This is a genomic window from Bacillus sp. J33, from assembly GCF_000518885.1.
Taxonomy (GTDB): Bacteria; Bacillota; Bacilli; order Bacillales; family Cytobacillaceae; genus Cytobacillus.
On record NZ_JAEL01000110.1, the window covers coordinates 1 to 18,360 of the forward strand.

General features: G+C 42.1%; 16 protein-coding genes and 1 pseudogene. 5 read left to right on the plus strand and 12 right to left on the minus strand.

The window, feature by feature from the left end; translation table 11 throughout:
• Positions 1-420: 420 nt before the first annotated feature.
• The 7 genes from L634_RS0124180 to L634_RS0124210 are packed head-to-tail and all read right to left on the minus strand — an operon-like array spanning position 421 to position 7,341.
• Entirely contained in the window at positions 421-1,017 is a 597-nt protein-coding gene (locus L634_RS0124180) for a flavin reductase family protein (protein WP_026584666.1), read from the minus strand.
• Between the two features lie 21 nt (positions 1,018-1,038).
• Positions 1,039-2,283 (minus strand): MFS transporter, encoded by a 1,245-nt coding sequence (locus L634_RS0124185; RefSeq protein ID WP_026584667.1) that lies wholly within the window; start codon positions 2,281-2,283, stop codon positions 1,039-1,041.
• 25 nt (positions 2,284-2,308) lie between these two features.
• Positions 2,309-3,817 carry a sodium:solute symporter family protein gene (locus L634_RS0124190; protein WP_026584668.1) on the minus strand — a complete coding sequence of 503 codons (1,509 nt, stop codon included), beginning with the start codon at positions 3,815-3,817 and terminating at the stop codon, positions 2,309-2,311.
• Positions 3,817-4,074, minus strand: a complete 258-nt coding sequence (locus tag L634_RS0124195) for a hypothetical protein (RefSeq protein ID WP_026584669.1) — start codon at positions 4,072-4,074, stop codon at positions 3,817-3,819. Before L634_RS0124195 ends, L634_RS0124190 begins: the two co-directional genes overlap by 1 nt.
• Positions 4,075-4,097: 23 nt before the next feature.
• Positions 4,098-4,703 carry a 3-isopropylmalate dehydratase small subunit gene (gene leuD / locus L634_RS0124200; protein ID WP_026584670.1) on the minus strand — a complete coding sequence of 202 codons (606 nt, stop codon included), beginning with the start codon at positions 4,701-4,703 and terminating at the stop codon, positions 4,098-4,100.
• Complete coding sequence (gene leuC / locus L634_RS0124205; RefSeq protein WP_026584671.1) at positions 4,690-6,126, minus strand: 3-isopropylmalate dehydratase large subunit; 1,437 nt, start codon at positions 6,124-6,126, stop codon at positions 4,690-4,692. The genes leuD and leuC overlap by 14 nt, the downstream gene beginning before the upstream one ends.
• 12 nt (positions 6,127-6,138) lie before the next feature.
• On the minus strand, positions 6,139-7,341 hold the full coding sequence (locus L634_RS0124210; RefSeq protein WP_026584672.1) for a CaiB/BaiF CoA transferase family protein: 1,203 nt from the start codon (positions 7,339-7,341) through the stop codon (positions 6,139-6,141).
• A gap of 219 nt (positions 7,342-7,560) precedes the next feature.
• On the opposite strand from L634_RS0124210, the gene L634_RS0124220 reads away from it, so the two are divergent.
• On the plus strand, positions 7,561-8,232 hold the full coding sequence (locus tag L634_RS0124220) for a GntR family transcriptional regulator (protein WP_026584673.1): 672 nt from the start codon (positions 7,561-7,563) through the stop codon (positions 8,230-8,232).
• Positions 8,229-9,113, plus strand: a complete 885-nt coding sequence (locus L634_RS0124225; RefSeq protein WP_026584674.1) for a hydroxymethylglutaryl-CoA lyase — start codon at positions 8,229-8,231, stop codon at positions 9,111-9,113. Before L634_RS0124220 ends, L634_RS0124225 begins: the two co-directional genes overlap by 4 nt.
• A 239-nt stretch (positions 9,114-9,352) precedes the next feature.
• Here L634_RS0124225 and L634_RS0124230 read toward each other — a convergent pair whose 3' ends face one another.
• The 3 genes from L634_RS0124230 to L634_RS0124240 all read right to left on the minus strand — a co-directional run bounded on the left by L634_RS0124230 (position 9,353) and on the right by L634_RS0124240 (position 13,258).
• Positions 9,353-10,312, minus strand: a complete 960-nt coding sequence (locus L634_RS0124230) for a nuclease-related domain-containing protein (RefSeq protein WP_026584675.1) — start codon at positions 10,310-10,312, stop codon at positions 9,353-9,355.
• Between the two features lie 146 nt (positions 10,313-10,458).
• Positions 10,459-11,712, minus strand: a complete 1,254-nt coding sequence (locus tag L634_RS0124235; RefSeq protein ID WP_026584676.1) for a methyl-accepting chemotaxis protein — start codon at positions 11,710-11,712, stop codon at positions 10,459-10,461.
• 373 nt (positions 11,713-12,085) lie between these two features.
• Positions 12,086-13,258 carry an MFS transporter gene (locus tag L634_RS0124240; RefSeq protein WP_026584677.1) on the minus strand — a complete coding sequence of 391 codons (1,173 nt, stop codon included), beginning with the start codon at positions 13,256-13,258 and terminating at the stop codon, positions 12,086-12,088.
• A gap of 776 nt (positions 13,259-14,034) precedes the next feature.
• On the opposite strand from L634_RS0124240, the gene L634_RS34015 reads away from it, so the two are divergent.
• Both L634_RS34015 and L634_RS0124255 read left to right on the plus strand, forming a co-directional pair.
• Positions 14,035-14,199: a hypothetical protein gene (locus L634_RS34015; protein WP_198029822.1), complete on the plus strand. Its 165-nt coding sequence runs from the start codon at positions 14,035-14,037 to the stop codon at positions 14,197-14,199.
• A 130-nt stretch (positions 14,200-14,329) separates the two neighbouring features.
• Complete coding sequence (locus tag L634_RS0124255) at positions 14,330-15,352, plus strand: DUF1646 family protein (protein WP_026584678.1); 1,023 nt, start codon at positions 14,330-14,332, stop codon at positions 15,350-15,352.
• Positions 15,353-15,787: 435 nt separating this feature from the next.
• Here the strand turns inward: L634_RS0124255 and L634_RS0124265 are convergent, their stop codons facing one another.
• Positions 15,788-16,771: a quinone oxidoreductase family protein gene (locus L634_RS0124265; protein WP_026584680.1), complete on the minus strand. Its 984-nt coding sequence runs from the start codon at positions 16,769-16,771 to the stop codon at positions 15,788-15,790.
• Between the two features lie 98 nt (positions 16,772-16,869).
• The gene (locus tag L634_RS0124270) at positions 16,870-18,012 is read right to left on the minus strand and encodes a glycerate kinase (protein ID WP_026584681.1); all 1,143 of its coding nucleotides are present in this window, start codon (positions 18,010-18,012) and stop codon (positions 16,870-16,872) included.
• 164 nt (positions 18,013-18,176) lie between these two features.
• Here L634_RS0124270 and L634_RS32985 point away from each other — a divergent pair.
• Positions 18,177-18,360: pseudogene (locus tag L634_RS32985) on the plus strand (DDE-type integrase/transposase/recombinase); the annotation flags it as partial.

Consider the following 18,360-nt stretch of genomic DNA (forward strand, 5'->3'; position numbering starts at 1 on the left):
AGCGGAGGGCACTTGATCCTCGAAAATGCTACCGCATTTCCTTCGTGCGGTGCCAGGTCAGGGAAGCTTATTCAATGTCCTGCGGGAAGTGAGGGAAGTGAGAGTCCCCGCAGGCGAAGCCGAGGAGGCTCTCATTCCTCCCCGCGGGAAAGCTTGAGTGCCCGTAGCGGAAATCAACGGGCAGAATTTATAAGTAAAAACAACAATTTATGAGAAAAGAGCCTTTAGTTAAGATGATTTGTTTGTTAATATTAGTGATTTATTAGCTATCTTATTCAGTTCATTCGTCAAGTTCACATTTTGAGGAACTGCTTCGGCTCAGCTTCCCAAATGTGTTAAATGCGGTTACCCATTTACACTTTCGAAACCCAGGATAAATTAAAACAGTGCCGAACACTTTCGGTTCAGCACTGTTTTATCTTATCTTGGCAATTTGAAGAACTCTTTATTTTCGCTGTAGTTGCCTGCCAATCTGCCCAGCGGCTGGAGCTTTTCCAAGTCCACTTTATAGTTTCCAAGATAGTAATCATCCTCAATGTGATAATGAACCATTCGGCCAATTATAAGATGATCGTTTCCAAATTTGATCATTTGTTCAAGTTTGCATTCCATATGGATAGGCGCTTCCCTTACTCTTTTGGGCTTAACCATAAGGCTTTCTGCAGGAGTCAGTCCCGCTGCTTCGAATTCATTCGTATCACTTGGCAGATTTTCAGCACTTTTTTGCATCTGATTTCCCAGAGGGGAAGGCACCACATTGATGACAAACTCTTTTTGTGAGCGGATATTTACCAGTGTATCTTTTTCGGTTCCTTCCCGTTCCCCTGCTCCAGGCCCAACCGAAATGCTTAGCATAGGCGGATTTCTGGAGGCGACGGTAAAAAAGCTGAAAGGTGCGAGATTAAGCTCTCCTTCCAAAGATATGGTTGATACCCAGGCAATGGGCCTAGGCACAACCGATCCGGTCAACAATTTATATACTTCTTTTTCGCCAAGTTGTGAGGGATTCAATTCCACTTCGAAAACTCCTTCCAAACACTAAATGACATCGTTTTGTTTATTTAAAATAGATAAACCTATAAGCAGGGCAAATACGATAACCATCATACCTGTGATCATGAACCACCCTGAAGAAAAATTGCCGGTCTGGTCAACGATAAAACCGAACAGCGGAGGAATAATGATGGCACCTGCAGAACCAAGTGTAATGCTTATGCCGCTCGAGATGCCAGCTTGTTCTTTCGGAACCAGTTCGCTGGCAAGATTCATCCAGATTCCATTAAAGCCGGAAGCAGCAAATCCAAACAGGGCAACAATGGGTACCATCACCCAAAAGGGGGCTGAGTGGATTAATGCAGCCGTCCCGCTGGCCAAAGCTGTTATAATCGTTATGATCATAAGGATAACCACACGCTTGCCATTAAATAGCCGGTCGCTTATCATCCCCCAGGCCACCCTGCCAATGGACCCGCACACTTCTGATACGACCAAAAGTATTCCTGATAAAAAGATGGAAATTTTCAGCTGTTCATAGGCAAATAAAACAATATACGTATTTAAGCACATTTGGGTTCCATTTAATCCAAGTGCACTAAAGCTGACCAGCATTAAGGCTTTATTTTTTAACATTTTGAACATGGATTTGTAAAATTGAAATAAACCTGTGCTGCTGCCCTTCTGCTTGTCTAATTCTGGAGGATCCCTGTAAAAATGGTAAGAAACAAATCCCCCTGCCAATAGAAGAAGGCAAGCTGCTAACAAGACGACTCTCCACCCAAAAGCTACACTAAGCGGAAGCAGGATCAAACTGGCTAGAGCCGATCCCGCCGTTATACCCGTTTGTTTAATTCCCATAGCTGTTCCCCGCTGTTTAAGAGGAAACCAATAGATAATGCCTCTGTTGGTAACTGGGTGCATGGCCCCATATCCCAGGCCGCCGATAATAATCAATAAAAGGACCAGCCAAAAATGGTGCAGCAATGTCATGAGCAGGAAGCCCAGCCCCATAAAAATCGAAGCCAGTACCAATAGCTTGCGGGATCCTACTATGTCAGTCAGAAAACCTGCCGGTACTGAAACAATCGCCTGACCCAAAAAGAGTGCTGCCGGGAGCATGCCTATTTGAGACTTGGTCAAGGACAGATCTTCTCCAATTAAAACGCCCAGCGGTCCTATGCTTCTTCCAATGAAGGCCACAATAAGCTGCGCGAGCAATAGAAATAATAGCATTCTCCATGGATCGCCAAGGGATACCGGATATTTTTTAACCATTAAATTGCTCATATCAATTCATCTCTTTTTATGGCTCTTAAGCCTTTAAATTTAATGCATTTATGTCTTCTTCTACAACATTATTCTTTGAAACTGTGCTGGATAAAAGTGTGCCGCCAATACAGATTAAGAAGTTTAGCCCTAACCCAATTACACCGCCATGAATACCAAAGACTGTCTTATATCCTGTGATTGTCAGTAATCCTGCCAATATGGCTCCAGCCAGCATTCCCCAGAAGACAGCTTTTCCGGATAAGCGCTTCCAATACAAACCGAGGACAAACGCAGGGAATACCTGGACAAGCAATTCAAATTTCAACACAAAGATTTCATAGAGGGTTCCAGGCGGATTCCAAGCAATCCAGAGTAAAAGGACAATGGCAATAATCCCCCCTACTTTTCCGACCATAACCTTTTTGTGTTCTGAAGCATTTGGATTAATGAATTTTCCATAAACATCATTTGATAACATCGAAGAAAAGTTCAGCAACACAGAGTCTGCGGTTGAAATGATTGCTGCAACAATCCCGCCAAAGAAGATAATCATCACCCAGTAGTAAATAGGATGAATAGCTGCAATTTCATTGGCCATCATTCCGATAAGCTGTTCGGAACCTGTTTTATCCAATCCTGGGAAAAGCATAATTCCAATGATCCCTACTAGAAAGACAAGGCCAGTCGTGATAGGCGGCATCCATGCCATGCGGGAAAATGACTTTTTCAGTGTTTTTTCACTTTGTGCAGAATAAATCCTTTGAACTGCATGCGGATAAATACTGGCACCCATACCTACAAGAAGGAGCATACTAAACCAATTAATATTTACATCCATTGCAGGAACAGCTGTTTTGGCCGGTTCCATCTCAGCAATATAGCGAGTTACATCTCCGAAACTTCCTCCTGCAAGATACAATCCGCCAATAAGGAAAACAATGATTCCAATCATAAGAATGACACCTTGCATGACATCGGTAAAGGCAACTGCCTTCATGCCGCCCATCCATTCATAGGCCAGCATGACAAGGACAAATACGATAACAGCGATTTGATATGGAATGGTTCCGCCTGTCATCCCGGAAACAGCCTGCCCAATAGCGACCAGCTGTTCAAGCAGGTAGTTTCCCAGTCCCCATAACATGAGGAAAATACTTAATAAGGTGATCGATTTAGAGTTAAAACAATGCTGGATCCAATCGGTAGGCGTTACAAAGTTTCTTTTTTTAGCAATGACATAAAGCCTTGGGGCGAATAATAAATAAACGCCGATAATAATCGTCATAAAGGATATTGACTGCAGCCAAGAAAACCCCGTTCGGTAGGCTGTAGGCGCATATCCTACAATCGTGTTGCCGCTATACTGTGTTGCATAAAGGGTGAAAAATAAGGCAATAAAGCCCAGGTTTCTTCCTGCAAGATAATAACCAGAGAGACTTTCATGGATATTTTTCTCTCCTCTTCCGGAAAGGTAACCAATTAAGAGCATGACAATGGCAAAGACTGATAATATGATGATTCCATCAGTGCCTGCAAATGCTAACTCATTCATTACTTATCCCCCCTTGCGTTTTCGGATTCTTCCTGATCCTCGACGATATTCCATTCATTCACACAAAGCCAGCTTAAATACCCGCATAATATAATCGTAAAAACTGTTGAGACGAATGCCCATAAAGGAAATCCGAGAATATAAGGCTCTGCTGCCGATGCCGGAAAATACCATGGGACAATTCCCAAGGTGATCAGTGCGAGGAGAATCCAGATCCATTTCTTCCGGATAGGTTCCTTGACTTGCTCATTTTTCATTTTTGCTGCCTCCCTATTTTTAATTAAGCCTCAAGCTTATAAAAAATTTTGTGTGATGATTCAAAGGAGTCTATTTTTTCGGATGCCAGAAGAGTAGATCCGATTTCATCAAGGCCTTTTAACAGCTGATCTTTCCGGTAATTTTCTATATCGAAATATGCCGTATAGCCAAAGGCGTCCTCGATTCTTTGGTTTTCCAAATCGATTGATAACTGGTAGCCCTTCATTTGATCGGTGTTCTTAAACAGCAGCTCGATATCCTTTTCTGGCAGAATAATTGGCAGGATTCCATTTTTAAAGCAATTGTTGTAAAAAATATCTGCAAAGGACGGTGCAAGAATAACTTGAATCCCATATTCTGCAATTGCCCAAGGGGCATGCTCCCTGGAAGAACCGCAGCCAAAGTTTTTGCGGGCGAGTAAAATAGGTGCATGGCGGCAGTATTCACGATTTAGAATGAAGTCCTTTTTCTCCTTGCCATTTTCGTATCGCCATTCGTAAAAAAGGAATTCGCCAAAACCGGTTCTTTCAATTCTTTTTAAAAATTGCTTTGGAATGATGGCATCCGTATCTACGTTTGCCGCATCAAGCGGAGCAACAATACCTGTAAACCTTTTAAAAGATTTCATTGGACACTGACCTCCTTGTTTCTTTAACCGGCCACTTTCTTACGTCTGTAAAACGGCCGGCAATCGCTGCAGCAGCAGCCATTTCCGGACTGACCAAATGGGTTCTGGCTTTTCTCCCCTGCCTGCCTTCAAAATTGCGGTTAGATGTAGATGCGCATCGTTCTCCAGGCAGAACAAGATCTTCATTCATTCCAAGGCACATGCTGCATCCTGCTTCTCTCCATTGAAATCCGGCGTTCATAAAAATTTGGTCCAGTCCTTCAGCTTCCGCCTGTCTTTTAACAACTTGCGAGCCTGGAACTACTAATGCTTCCACATGATCAGCAACCTTGTAATCGCTTACGATTTTTGCCGCTTTTCGAAGGTCTTCAATCCGGCTGTTTGTACAGGATCCGATAAAAACTTTATTGACTTTTATTTCTGTGATTGGTGTGCCAGGCTCAAGCCCCATGTACTTCATAGCTTTTTCAGCTGAATTTTTTTGATCTCCAGGAAGGTCACCGATGAATGGAACCATTTCGGTAATGCCTGCAACCTGTCCTGGATTCGTCCCCCATGTCACCTGGGGAATGACTTCCGAGGCATTAAATTCAACCGTCAAATCGAACTTTGCATCTTCGTCTGTAAAATAATGCTTCCATTCGGTTAAAGCCGCTTCCCACTCTTCGCCTTTTGGAGCAGCCTTTTTGCCTTTTAAATATTCATAGGTTTTTTCGTCCGGCTGGATAAGCCCAGCTCTGGCTCCCATCTCGATGCTCATATTGCAGACTGTCATACGCTCTTCCATCGTTAAGTTCCGGATAGCTTCTCCACGGTATTCAACAACATGGCCTGTTGCAAAATCATGTCCATATTTTCCGATGATGGAGAGAATTAAATCTTTTGCGGTTGTTCCTTTCGGCAAATTGCCATTAATATTGATCGCCATTGTTTTCGACTTAAATTGCTTTAATGTTTGGGTGGCAAGAACATGTTCCACTTCACTGGTGCCAATCCCGAAGGCAAGAGCTCCAAATGCTCCATGTGTAGATGTATGGCTGTCGCCGCATACGATGGTCATCCCCGGCTGCGTTAACCCCAGTTCTGGCGCAATAACGTGAACAATACCCTGATTGCTGCTATTTAAGTCGAATAGCGGAATGCCGAAGTCCAAGCAATTTTTCGCCAATGCTTCCACTTGCTTTTGGGCAATTTCATCTTTAAAAGGAAAGGAGCGATCTGTCGTTGGAATGCTGTGGTCCATGGTAGCTATTGTCAAATCAGGCCTTCTAACTTTCCGATTATGGATTCGTAAGCCTTCAAACGCTTGTGGTGACGTGACTTCATGCACTAAATGAAGATCAATATAGAAAATGGAAGGCTGGCCGTTTTCTTCCTGAATAATATGCTTATTCCATACTTTTTCGTATAAGGTTTGCCCCATAATATAGCCCTCCTAAATGATATTATTTTTCTTCAATTCTTCTAATCTTTCTTCACTAAAACCAAGGAGACCGGAATAGATTTCATAATTATGCTTACCCATCGACTCAGGTCCGGGATGTTTTATTTCCCCAGGTGTCCTGCTTAATTTAGGAACAATGCCAGGCATCGGGAACTCGCCCAATTGCGGGTGATCGACATTGACAATCATGTCACGCTCCTTATAATGAGGATCTTCGAGTATGTCTTTAGCTGTATAAATAAGGCCGGACGGCACACCCTTTTCTTCCAAAATTTTAAGCGCTTCTTTTGCCGGAAGTGTTTTCGTCCAATCTTCGATCATGTAGTCAAGCTGCTTCATGTTCTCTCCTCTCGCATGATGAGTCGCAAATCTAGGATCGTCGGCCAGTTCAGGCTGCTCCATCGCCTCGCATAATCTGCGGAACACCCCATCTGCATTGGCACCTATCACGATATACGTTTTATCCTGCGTAAAGTAAATATTGGAAGGAGCGACACCTGGCAGGATATTGCCCATCCTCTCCCTTATGTAGCCTGCAAGCAAATAATCAGGAATAATGCTTTCCATGACAGAGAAGACAGATTCATATAGTGCCGTATCGACAACCTGCCCTTTTCCTGAGCGTCCTCTCTCGTGCAATGCGACAAGACAGCCAATTGTGGCAAAAAGTGCAGCTAATGTATCTCCGATTGAAACTCCAATTCTAGATGGCGGCCTGTCCGGGAAACCGGTTACATTTCTGAGCCCGCCCATTGCTTCGCCGACACTGCCAAAACCTGCACGATGTTTATAAGGGCCAGTCTGCCCATAGCCTGAAGTGCGAACCATAATTAATTTTGGGTTTATTTCAGAAAGGGCTTCATAAGAAAGGTTCCACTTTTCCATTGTACCGGGGCGAAAATTCTCAATGACCACATCTGCTTCCTTAACAAGTTCTCTTAAAACCTTCTGTCCTTCTTCCTCCCTTAAGTTTAATGTGATTGATTTTTTGTTCCGTGATTGAATCGGCCACCAAAGTCCGATTCCATCTTTCGATTTCCCCCAGTTCCTCATTGGGTCTGATTTTCCTGGCGGCTCAACCTTTATAATTTCGGCTCCAAAATCTCCGAGTAGACGCCCTGAAAACGGACCTGCTAAAAGAGTGCCAAGCTCAATGACTCTTATATCTTCCAAGGGAAGCTGTTTTTCAGACATGTTTCTACCTCCTGTTTTATCTGGATTTTCAGGTAAAATTCAAATTTTCTTAATCTTGTATACAAATTTAAGTGTTTGTATACAAGAAGTCAATCATAATTTCATAATTTTTCTGAATTTAATTTTAAAAGCTATTGAAATCACTGTTTTCCTGAAAATTTTCTGACTATTTGTTGTAAAGATTGATTCGTTTGTATACAATACAATTGAGGTGTTGGTATGGATGCATACGAATTTATAAAAGAGGCAATTATCGAGGGGAAGTTTGTCCCTGGTATGAGGCTTGCCGAAGAGTCTTTGGCTAAAGAAATGAATCTCAGCCGCACTCCTATTAGAGAGGCGATTAAACAGCTTGAAGCGGAAGGTCTTGTCATTCCTTTGAAGCGCGGTGTCAGCGTAAGGCATTTTACAAAAGAGGATATTCGCCAAATCTATGATTTGCGCACTCTTCTCGAAGGATATGCTGCCAGCCAGGCAGCGATTCATCGTACAGAGAATGATTTGCTGAAAATGGAAGAAGCGAACGTTCTATATGAAGAAGCGATATTTCGCTATGTAGAGTCAGATATGGAAAGCCTTAAAGATATTGTTGAAGTCAACCAAAAATTCCATGAAACAATCGTTTCTGCTTCAAAAAATGAACATATCCATTTTCATATTTCCAAGGTCGTGGTTGTTCCCATCGTGTTCAGGTCCTTCTATTGGTATAACAGTTTTCAGCTCGAACAATCTCTTCAGGTACATAAAACGATTTTGGAAGCTATTAAAAACCGTGAACCAGAAAGAGCCCGAATTGCCATGCATGAACATATTTACCAGGGGCGGGATCACGTGCTTAAGCATTTGGAGCAAATTAAAAACATTCATCTGCTGAAGGAGGAAGAAAAATGATTGAAATTTGCGAAGTAGGTCCACGGGATGGACTGCAAAATGAGTGCAAAATTATCCCGACAGAAACTAAGGTTAAATTGATTGCCAAGTTAATTGATGCTGGCATACGCAATATTGAAGCTGTTTCTTTTGTCAATCCAAAGGTCGTTCCTCCGATGGCTGACGCAGAAGAAGTTTTGAAATCGCTTCCTAAAAGGGACGATGTCCGATTTGGCGGATTGGTTTTAAGCCGCTCCGGACTTGAACGAGCACTTAAGACCGAGGTGGATTTTCTTCATGTTGTCACGACCACAAGCGATTCCTTCAATTTAAGAAATGCCAAACGAACAGTTGAGAAAGCGGTTAGCGAGCTTTCGTCAGTAATTAAGGATGGGGCAGCATCTGGCAAAGGTATAGCCGGGGTTTTGGGAACAGCATTTGGCTGTCCTTTTGAAGGAGATGTTCCATTAGAAAACGTGCTTAGGGTTGCGGATAAGTTCCTGGAAGCTGGCTGTACAGAAATTACACTAGCTGATACAACGGGGTTGGCGAACCCGATTCAGGTCAAAAAGGCGGTAAATTCCTTTTTTGATGCATTTGGGGAGGATCTTTCATTAGGGCTTCATTTTCATAATACGCGTGGACTCGGTTTAGCTAATGTGCTTGCAGGCTACCAGGCTGGAGTAAGGAGATTTGACTCTTCCATTGCAGGACTTGGCGGCTGTCCATTTGCGCCTAAAGCTGTCGGCAACGTTTGTACCGAAGATATGATCAATATGTTCCATGGGATGGGTGCAGAAACAGGTACTGATCTTCCTTCTGTACTGGAAACGGCAAAGTGGATGGAAACGGTAATGGAGCGTCCGCTGGATGGGATGTTAATGAAGGCGGGAATTGCATAATTGAGGGGGAAAGCCATCTTTGGGGTGGCTTTTTTGTTTTTTTGCTCGAAAATGGTTGGCGAACAGGCAGATTTCACGCCGGAAAATTTCACCGCTAAATTTTATTCGCTAGTTTTTCTGATTTGTTCGTTAAATGTTGATTTTGTTCGCCAGTTTTACTCGTTTCTTCGCTAAATTTAAAATTTATTCGCTAGTTTACTTGATTTATTCGCTAAGTTCACAATTTTGGAAAAAACATCCTAAGTGGCAGATTTTTTATAAGCTCTATTTTTCTTTTCCCCTACCTCTTCAAGGTTCATTTGGGTAAGTAGTTTGTAAGCAGTATGAACGGATTTAATGTGGGTAAACCTACGAAATTCAGCATTAGTAATAGTGGGCTTAATTAGGAGAAAGTAATCATTTACAGCCTGAGAGTGTGCGGTTGAAGAGGATATTTTACAAACTGGGCAATGCCATTTTCCCCAGTGGAAAATCATTGGGAATGCGTTGCATTGGGGGCATTGGACACCCGTTAGAAGTGTATCAAGGTTAATATTAAAATACTTTAATATATCAATTTCCAGTGGAGAATGCTGTTTTAAAAGTGTTTTGCTGATTTTTTTAACTTCTTTATCATTTAAGCATTCATTTACATATGTTCCTTCAGTAGAGACCATTTTATTGATTAAGCGGTGAGCGTGAATGACTTTATTAGGAATTTGTTTTGATGAGGATTTAATAATTGTGGAAGGATTGCTGATTACGACAGCATATTCGATGGGTATTTCGGGGAATCCGTTTGTATGGAGCCATTTTTTCAATTGGCGGCTTTGGTGTTCAGCCTGGGATATTGGGTCGTGAAAAGCTTCCTCTTTGCCCTCCTGAATACGGATAAGCTGGTGAAATTGCGGTTCAAAAATAATCGTCCCATTCCAGTTTTTCACCTCGATAATGAATACAAATTTTCTGGAAAGCAAAAGCGTATCAATTTGAAAAAAATGCTTCCCATTCGAAAGCCGGAGCCCGTGGAAGATCCTATAGTCCTTTTCATCCAAAAAACTTAAATAATAGTCCAGCTTTTCTTCTCCTTTATAACCAGCTTTCCGTTTGTTTAACTCTGAAAGTGCCTTCTCCCTCCCATGCATCATTTCAGGCATGCGCCTTAATAAAGCTTCAAGCTGGAGAATCATTTCAGGTATGCTTCTCTCTTTTTCGATCATATGCACTCACTCCTTATCCCTTTTCAAAGTTACTAAAAAACCTTCTTTACTAAAGCGCGAACCAGTCATTTTTTGCAGATTAATTCGGGTATTATAATTGGCTTGACAAAAAGAGTTTAGGCTTTTGACCTAAACTCTCTTTTCCTTTATAGCTTAAACCTGCCAATTAATCCTTTTAAATCCTCAGCCATTCTTGTAAGGCGGTCTGCAGAGGCTGAGATTTCTTCCATGGAAGCAGACTGTTCTTCAGTCGATGCGAGCACGCTTTGTGTGGCCATGGCCGATTCGTTTGCCACTTGGGAAATCTCATCCATGGATTGCACCATTTGCTGTGATCCGGAAGACATTTGCTGGATTGCAGTTGCAACTTGCCCCATTTGATGGGTAACACAACTGACGGATTGCTGGATTTTTTTGAAGGAATCACCAGCATCCTTCATGACATCCATTCCGTCCGTTACCACATGATTGACTGTCTCCATGGTTTGGACAACCTGGTTGGTTTCTTCCTGAATTTGTGAGATCAATTGGCTGATTTGCAAAGTGGATTCTGCCGATTTTTCAGCCAGGTTTCGGACTTCATTCGCAACGACAGCAAAGCCCTTCCCCTGTTCGCCTGCACGTGCGGCTTCAATAGCAGCATTCAATGCAAGTAAATTTGTCTGAGCAGCTATTCCCGAAATTACTTCAATAATCTTACCAATCTCTTGTGAGCGCTGACCCAATCCTTTAACTACCTTGGACAAGTCCTGGACATTTTCATGAATCGAGTTCATTTGGCAGCCGGCTGTGGAGATGGATTCTGAGCCGTGATTGGCTTTTTCAAGTGAATCATTGATTTGCTCTGTTACTTGTTCTGAATTGGCTGCAACTTGTGACAGGCTGTCAGACATTTGCATGATCACATCAGAAGCCGTGTTTACTCCTTTAACCTGATGATTTGCCCCGACAGCCACTTCTTCGATTACTTCTGCAATATGGCTTGAGGCCAAGTTCGTTTGCTGGGCCCCTGCAGATAACTGCTGGGCATATTGGGTAACCTCATTTGAAGCTATTACAACTTTGTTTATAACTTCCTGCCAGGTAGCTGCTGTATGATTAAGCGCTGCTGCTATGGATCCCAGCTGACCAACGGATTTTTCATCCAGCCGGCTGGAAATATTCCCGTCTGCAAGTTCTTCTAAATGCGCGTTGATCTTTGCTATTGGCGCTATAAATCTTCGGTAGTTTATGATGGAGGATAGAATACCTACCAACGACCCCAAAGCGATCATACTTCCGATCGTTATCCAAAAAGCCATTCCTTGAAGATTATTTCCAAAAACGACGCCAAAACCGATAATCAGCACTCCGGGAATAACGACTATCAGCGTACGAAACATATAGCTAAATTGACTCATTATGTAGACCCCTTTTTCTATGTATCGTTATATTGAGATAATTTATTGACAAATTACTCCTAAACTATCAAGTTTTCCCACCTGTATATTTGATTATAGTAGATAAACGGAAAATATATCAATATAAATATTTGCTGTTTTTTAAATTTTTTAAATAATACGCATCTTTTTGCAAACACAAAAAAATCCAACCGTCGAAAGGCTGGATTTTATTTAAAGGCTGTGCTAAAGCTTATTGTTGATTTTTGAACCCTGTTGATTGGAGCGGAAGGGACATGCTTCTCGAAAATACTATCCTTACAACGAGGTGTTAACTCGGGGAAGCTTATTCAATGTCCTGCGGGAGAAGCGTATCAGCGGGAGAACCCGCAGGTTATTTTTCATAACCTTCAGAAGCAGCTAAACCGCGTTCTCTTTTCGCCATGGATAATGCAGCCGTTCCAAGAGCCATGACAACAAAAACACTTCCGGCTGCGGCGTTTAATTCGACAGAAGTTGATTCAATCATGATTCCGCCAATCATGGAGCCAAATGCCATTCCCATATGGACGGCAGAATTATTCAATGTTTGCTGGATGTCTGATGTTTCAGGAGATACTTCGATCAAATAGCTGTGAATTGCCGGTGTGATGGCCCAGCTAATCATGCTCCAAATAATGACGGCCACTAGGAAGATTGGCAATGAAAAAGCGGCAAACGGCAATGAGAAAATGGTTATGCCGAACAAGGAAATTAATGTTAAAATGACAGGTTTGGAACCAAAACGGTCTGCCAGCAAACCGCCGATTCCGCCTCCAATGACCGCAGCAATTCCGAAAATCAGGTAAATGATGCTGACCCAGTTGCCATCCAGCCCCATTTTCATTTTTAAAAATGGCGTTAAATAACCATAAAAAGTTAAGTGCCCAGCCATCAATAAGAAAGAGGTAATTTGCGCAAGGGCGATTTTTCGGCTTTTCAGCGTTTTAAGCTGTACTCCAATGGGGACTGCAGGCTTAGGTGCAACTTTTCCCATAAAAAAATATACCCCTGCCATGGATAAGACGGTAAGCGCAGAAATGAGCACAAATGGCGCACGCCAGCCGAATGCATTTCCAAGCATTAACCCGATTGGCACACCCAATACAAGCGATGCACTAATGCCCATAAACACAATCCCAATGGCACGCGCACGGTACTGTTCAGTCACGATATAAGAAGCCATCGTCATACATAAAGCGATCAGAAGCGACCCGCTTGCTGCCGCCAAAATCCGCCCCACCAATAGCACACTGTATAAGGGGCTAAACACTGCGACAATATTGCCGGATAAGAAAACAGCCAAAGAAATCATCATTAGGCGGCTGCGCTCCATTTTTACAGTAGCTGTAAGAAGGACAGGCGCTGCCACGGCAAAGGCTAGCGAAAACACAGTAATCAGTAAACCTGCCTGTCCCAGACTGATGCCAAGATCGGATGCTACAAGATCGAGCAATCCTCCAATAATAAGTTCCACCATTCCAACAACAAACGAAATAATCGCCAATAAGTAGATGCGTTTATCCATGCTGAACTTCCTCTCTAGTATACTATCTGTTATATTATTTAGATTTAAATTTTAATAAAATAACATCTTACCATACAGAGTGGGTTAAGCTCAAAGGATTGAATAGTCAAAAAAATGATATAGAACATGCCGCTTTTTGCAGACTTTCTTTATTTAATCTTTCTTAGCTCATCTAAAAGGGCAGGACGCCTCACATGTTCTTTTTCAACAATTGAATTCAAACTGCTGCATTGGTCATTACCAAAAGTTTTCTCGTAATTATTGATAATTTTACATACTTGTTTGTAAAAGCGTCTCTCATTGGCATTACGGACTCTGTCTTCTATATATTCAAAAATAGTTCATTTGATTGATCAAATAGCAGTCAATAAGATTTGGGTGGAGCCATTCAATTGTATAAGGATATTTCCGGCCATATCTAAAATTTTGAAATCCTTCAAATGTTCCCGGATTCATTTATTTTCGCATATGATGATAATAATCTTTCTCGAGCTTAACGATAATATCTTCAATTTGTTTTTCGTATACAGCCAGAATCATCCCTTTTGCTTCCTTATTTTTACCTATTTATGCTTAGTTATAGGCTCTTTTCTCAAAAATTGTTGTTTTTACTTAATTAGTGCAATTAAACTTTACGAAAACACCATTATTATAAAATCTCCAGCTTTGGGAAAGATATAATTATCTCCTATAAAACAACTTCCATTATTTGCATGTTTGAATATAACTAACATAAAGGAATAAAAAATACAAATATTGTAAAGGAGTTGATAGCATTGTTGGACAATCAAGCAAAAAAAGATCGCAGCCAAGCATCCCCTCTATCTTCTGTGATGGACGAAACACAAACTTCTGGGACAACTCCTAACGATTCTAATGCCCTTGAAAGCCTTGAGCCGGAATTTGAGATAACGGGTACGGTATTAAATGATTATTGCTGATTTATATCTGTTTAATCCCTGCAAAATAAAGCTGCAGGGATTTTTTATGTAAAGTTTGTCCCAAACCGAGCATACCTTTGTAGTATTCCTGGTGTATTCGCTTGGAAAATAACCAAATGGAGAAGAATTTATGATTGCGGGTTTGCTGGTTATTTTCGTGATTGTCCTTATGCTGCCGTTTATTTCTGAGGCAGTGGAAAAGAATCTGGAAATGTTTTTGTTTGTAATGGGGCTCTCAGCCGCTTTTACAAGCGGCGTGATGGACGGAAGGCTTTTTGTGAATGCAGCAATTGACCCTATTAAGATTACAGTTGCAGTATTTATAGCCGGACTGCTTTTTAAATGGTTTCAGTCTAATCTGGAAAGAAGCATACTATCTGTTAGCCGAAGTATTCCATTCCGTTTATTTTCAGGTCTGATGGTTATTCTTCTTGGCTTACTATCAAGCATCATTACAGCCATTATTGCAGCTCTAGTCTTGGTGTTAATTGTAAGTGCACTTCGGCTTGAAAGGGAATCAGAAATTCGTCTGACGGTTATTGCTTGTTTTTCTATTGGATTAGGTGCAGCTCTGACTCCAATCGGTGAGCCGCTGTCCACTATTGCGATCAGTAAAATGAATGAAGAATTTTTCTTTTTGACAAAGCTGGTTGGCCCGCAAATAGGGATTGCTCTTTTCTTTTTCGGAATCATGGCAGCCCTATTTGTAAAACCGCCTTTATCCGGAAAAGGTTCTTTCAGCAAAAAGCCCTCTGGTGAAAGCTATGAAGAAATTCTAGTGCGTGCACTGAAGATTTATTTTTTTGTAATGGGTCTGACCCTCCTGGGTGCCGGGTTTGAACCGTTCATCAATCAATTTCTGATTGGACTTAACCCGCTCCTGCTTTATTGGATTAATATGATTTCCGCTGTATTGGATAACGCAACTCTGGCTGCAGCAGAAATCAGCCCCTCGATGGACCATTTTACCGTTCAGTCCATCCTGCTTGGACTTCTGATCAGCGGCGGTATGCTGATTCCTGGTAATATACCTAATATTATTTCAGCCGGAAAACTGCAGATTACAAGCAAAGAATGGGCAAAATTCGGCGTACCCGTAGCTTTGTTCACAATGATTGTTTATTTTGCAGTAATATTGGTTTTGGGAACTTAAAAAGGACTGCCATCAGTCCTTTTTATTCCTATCCGATCATGTCCCAAGTATTTTCGAAGCTAGATTGCCCCTTTAAGAAATTCCGCAGCAGGACAGGCTTTCTCGAATACATCCAAAGCGCGTTCAGCAGCCTATTTTTTCCTTTAGGAATATTTAGTGTGAAATTTGTGCGAATGGCCATTTTTTTTAAAACGCCTTTTGGTTCATCCATTACGCCTTGGACAATTGCACGTCATTTTTCACGTTTGCATTTCCTCCTCGATTCCCTGTTCAATCATTTCCTTAGTACGTGCACCTGACAAGACTGTATCTCCAATTTTAAAGGTTGGTACAGCCTGTATATTAAAAAGAGTGTATCAAACATAAAATGCAGAAAGATCATTAGCGGACCTGGTACTTTGCAATGAATGATGTTTAATAGTTTACATAATATTATTATTGTTGTTGCAGATCCAATAGAATCTTCCCCGTACTAAGCCTGCTCTCAATCAGCTCATGGGCAGCAGCAGCTTGATCTAATGGAAATCTGTGACCTACCTTTATATTCAGAGCGCCTTCTTTCAAGTACCTCATTACCTGTTCCGCTGTTTTTCCCAATGTTTCCGGACGCTTTTTTCGGGTAGAGCCAAGGCTATATCCTAAAGCTGAACGGCAGCTCTTATGCAGGTCGTTCGTTTTTATAATTCCCGCTTCACCGCTGGAGTTTCCGAATTGAATGAGTCTTCCGTAATCGGCCAGGCATCTAAAGCTTTGCTGTGTGATCGATCCTGCTAAGGAATCCAATATGATATTTGTACCCTTTCCCCCTGTTAAGGCATTTACCTCCCCTGCAAAGTCTTCCTTTTCATAAACAATAACATGATCAGCACCAGCTTCTAAGGCAACTTGGACTTTTGCTTCACTGCCTACGGTTCCAATCACTTTCCCGGCACCCAAAATTTTGGCCATTTGAATGGCTGTCGTCCCTACACCCCCTGATGCAGAATGGATCAGAACGCTCTCTCCTTGTTCCAGGCGGGCAATCTCTGCAAGCAATTTATAGGAAAGAAAAGAAACAGTCGGACACGCCGCAGCCGTATCAAAGTCTACTTCATCAGGAATGGCAAAAGTTAAATTCTCATCTGCAGAGACGTACTCAGCATACGAACCCTCTGAAGGAAACGCTATAACCCGATCGCCGACCTGGAATTTCGTAGCCTCTGCCCCTTTTTCAACGATCACACCTGCCGCATCCAAGCCAGGAATTACCGGAAGCTTGGCCCTTACTCCTTGTCCTTGCCTTGTTTTTACGTCAGCGTAATTAACGCTTGTTTTTTCAACTTTGATCAGCACTTGATCCCGTCTTATTTTGGGAATATCTATTTCAATCATTCTCAGTACATTTGGTTTTCCATATTCGGTTATTGCTACTGCTTTCATTTTCATAGCCTCCATAAATAGTTTCTCTAAAACATATTCTCTTTTGGTAACGTGTAAGCCTTTTTTTACAAAAAAAAGAAGCTGCAATCCGCAGCTTCTTAATCAATTTTTTGGGCTATTTTCATTGAGGAAGCAATGTTTCTTGCTGTCCTTTCCATATTTACTGCAGCTTGTTCAAATGCCTTTGGCAGCGTAATGGTGCCTGGTACAATGGTGAACAGTGCATCAATCCCATGTTCATGGACGACATCACTATCATCGGATAAGGAGCCGGCAAGCCCGATGACAGAAACTCCATATTTTTTAGCTGCTTTCGCCACTCCGATAGGCGTTTTGCCGTATATGGTCTGGCTGTCGATCCGGCCTTCGCCGGTGATAACCAGATCAGCATCTTTAACTTCTTCTTCAAAATGAACCGCCTTCAGAACGATATCGATTCCTCTTTTTAAATCAGCGTTTAGGAAGGCAAGCAAACTGCCTCCTATTCCGCCCGCAGCACCCGCACCTTCTATATCGCGAAAGGACCTTCCGAGTGCCTGTTCTACGATATCGGCAAAATGCTCCAGGTTATGATCCAGGATTTCTGCCATTTCAGGTGTTGCGCCTTTTTGCGGTCCGAAAATGGCTGAAGCTCCCCTTGGTCCGGTTAACGGATTATCCACGTCACAAGCGACTTCAATATGGACATGATCCAATCGGGGATCTAGATCTGATAGATCGACAGATGCCAACTGTGAAAGTGAACCGCCTCCAGGGCCGATTTCATTTCCATCTTCATCAAGAAGCTTTCCGCCCAATGCCTGAACCATTCCGGCTCCTCCATCATTTGTAGCGCTTCCGCCAATTCCGATAATGATGTGATCTGCGCCTAAATCCAAAGCGGCAGCAATTAACTCTCCAGTCCCTCTTGTAGAAGTAATAAGCGGGTTTCTTTTTTCTGCGGGGACAAGATGAAGCCCGGAAGCAGCGGCCATTTCAATTACTGCTGATTTCCCATCACCCATTAAGCCAAAGAATGCTTGAACCGGTTCTCCCAAAGGTCCTGCCACCATTCTCTTTTCGATGGAACCATTTGTTGTATCAACCAGGGACTGGACTGTCCCTTCTCCGCCGTCAGCCATTGGCATTTTTTTGTATTCTGCATTTGGAAAAATGGTTTTAAAGCCTCTTTCAATGGCATTAGCAGCTTCCAGAGCCGATAAACTTTCTTTAAATGAGTCGGGCGCAATAACGATTTTCATATGCCAACCTCTCCCTTTTCAATCGTATTGTCAAAACTTCTATAAGAAATAGGTTATAAAATATCTCCATAGAGGGCTTTATAGGCAAAAAAATTGCCACCCCCTAAATTCTTTGGATAATTGAGGTTACCACACACCCAACAACCAAGAATGGAAGTGACAATTTGTACCCTCAAATTATAACCTATTTATTAACTTTTATAAACTATCAAGAACAACTCATTCGAACATTGCTTACTTTATTGATTGGTAAAAGCATGTTCGTTAAACCTACTGAACAGCCCGTAAATAAACCTTATCGAAAACTTCAAGTGGATGACCTTCCGGTCATTGAAGTTCTAGAACAGC

Excerpts from the sequence above, each read along its gene's own strand:
- L634_RS0124185 (WP_026584667.1), bottom strand. The coding sequence starts at position 2,283 with ATGAGCAATTTAATGGTTAAAAAATATCCGGTATCCCTTGGCGATCCA.
- L634_RS0124190 (WP_026584668.1), bottom strand. The coding sequence starts at position 3,817 with ATGAATGAGTTAGCATTTGCAGGCACTGATGGAATCATCATATTATCA.
- L634_RS0124195 (WP_026584669.1), bottom strand. The coding sequence starts at position 4,074 with ATGAAAAATGAGCAAGTCAAGGAACCTATCCGGAAGAAATGGATCTGG.
- leuD (WP_026584670.1), bottom strand. The coding sequence starts at position 4,703 with ATGAAATCTTTTAAAAGGTTTACAGGTATTGTTGCTCCGCTTGATGCG.
- leuC (WP_026584671.1), bottom strand. The coding sequence starts at position 6,126 with ATGGGGCAAACCTTATACGAAAAAGTATGGAATAAGCATATTATTCAG.
- L634_RS0124210 (WP_026584672.1), bottom strand. The coding sequence starts at position 7,341 with ATGTCTGAAAAACAGCTTCCCTTGGAAGATATAAGAGTCATTGAGCTT.
- L634_RS0124220 (WP_026584673.1), top strand. The coding sequence starts at position 7,561 with ATGGATGCATACGAATTTATAAAAGAGGCAATTATCGAGGGGAAGTTT.
- L634_RS0124225 (WP_026584674.1), top strand. The coding sequence starts at position 8,229 with ATGATTGAAATTTGCGAAGTAGGTCCACGGGATGGACTGCAAAATGAG.
- L634_RS0124230 (WP_026584675.1), bottom strand. The coding sequence starts at position 10,312 with ATGATCGAAAAAGAGAGAAGCATACCTGAAATGATTCTCCAGCTTGAA.
- L634_RS0124235 (WP_026584676.1), bottom strand. The coding sequence starts at position 11,712 with ATGAGTCAATTTAGCTATATGTTTCGTACGCTGATAGTCGTTATTCCC.
- L634_RS0124240 (WP_026584677.1), bottom strand. The coding sequence starts at position 13,258 with ATGGATAAACGCATCTACTTATTGGCGATTATTTCGTTTGTTGTTGGA.
- L634_RS0124255 (WP_026584678.1), top strand. The coding sequence starts at position 14,330 with ATGATTGCGGGTTTGCTGGTTATTTTCGTGATTGTCCTTATGCTGCCG.
- L634_RS0124265 (WP_026584680.1), bottom strand. The coding sequence starts at position 16,771 with ATGAAAGCAGTAGCAATAACCGAATATGGAAAACCAAATGTACTGAGA.
- L634_RS0124270 (WP_026584681.1), bottom strand. The coding sequence starts at position 18,012 with ATGAAAATCGTTATTGCGCCCGACTCATTTAAAGAAAGTTTATCGGCT.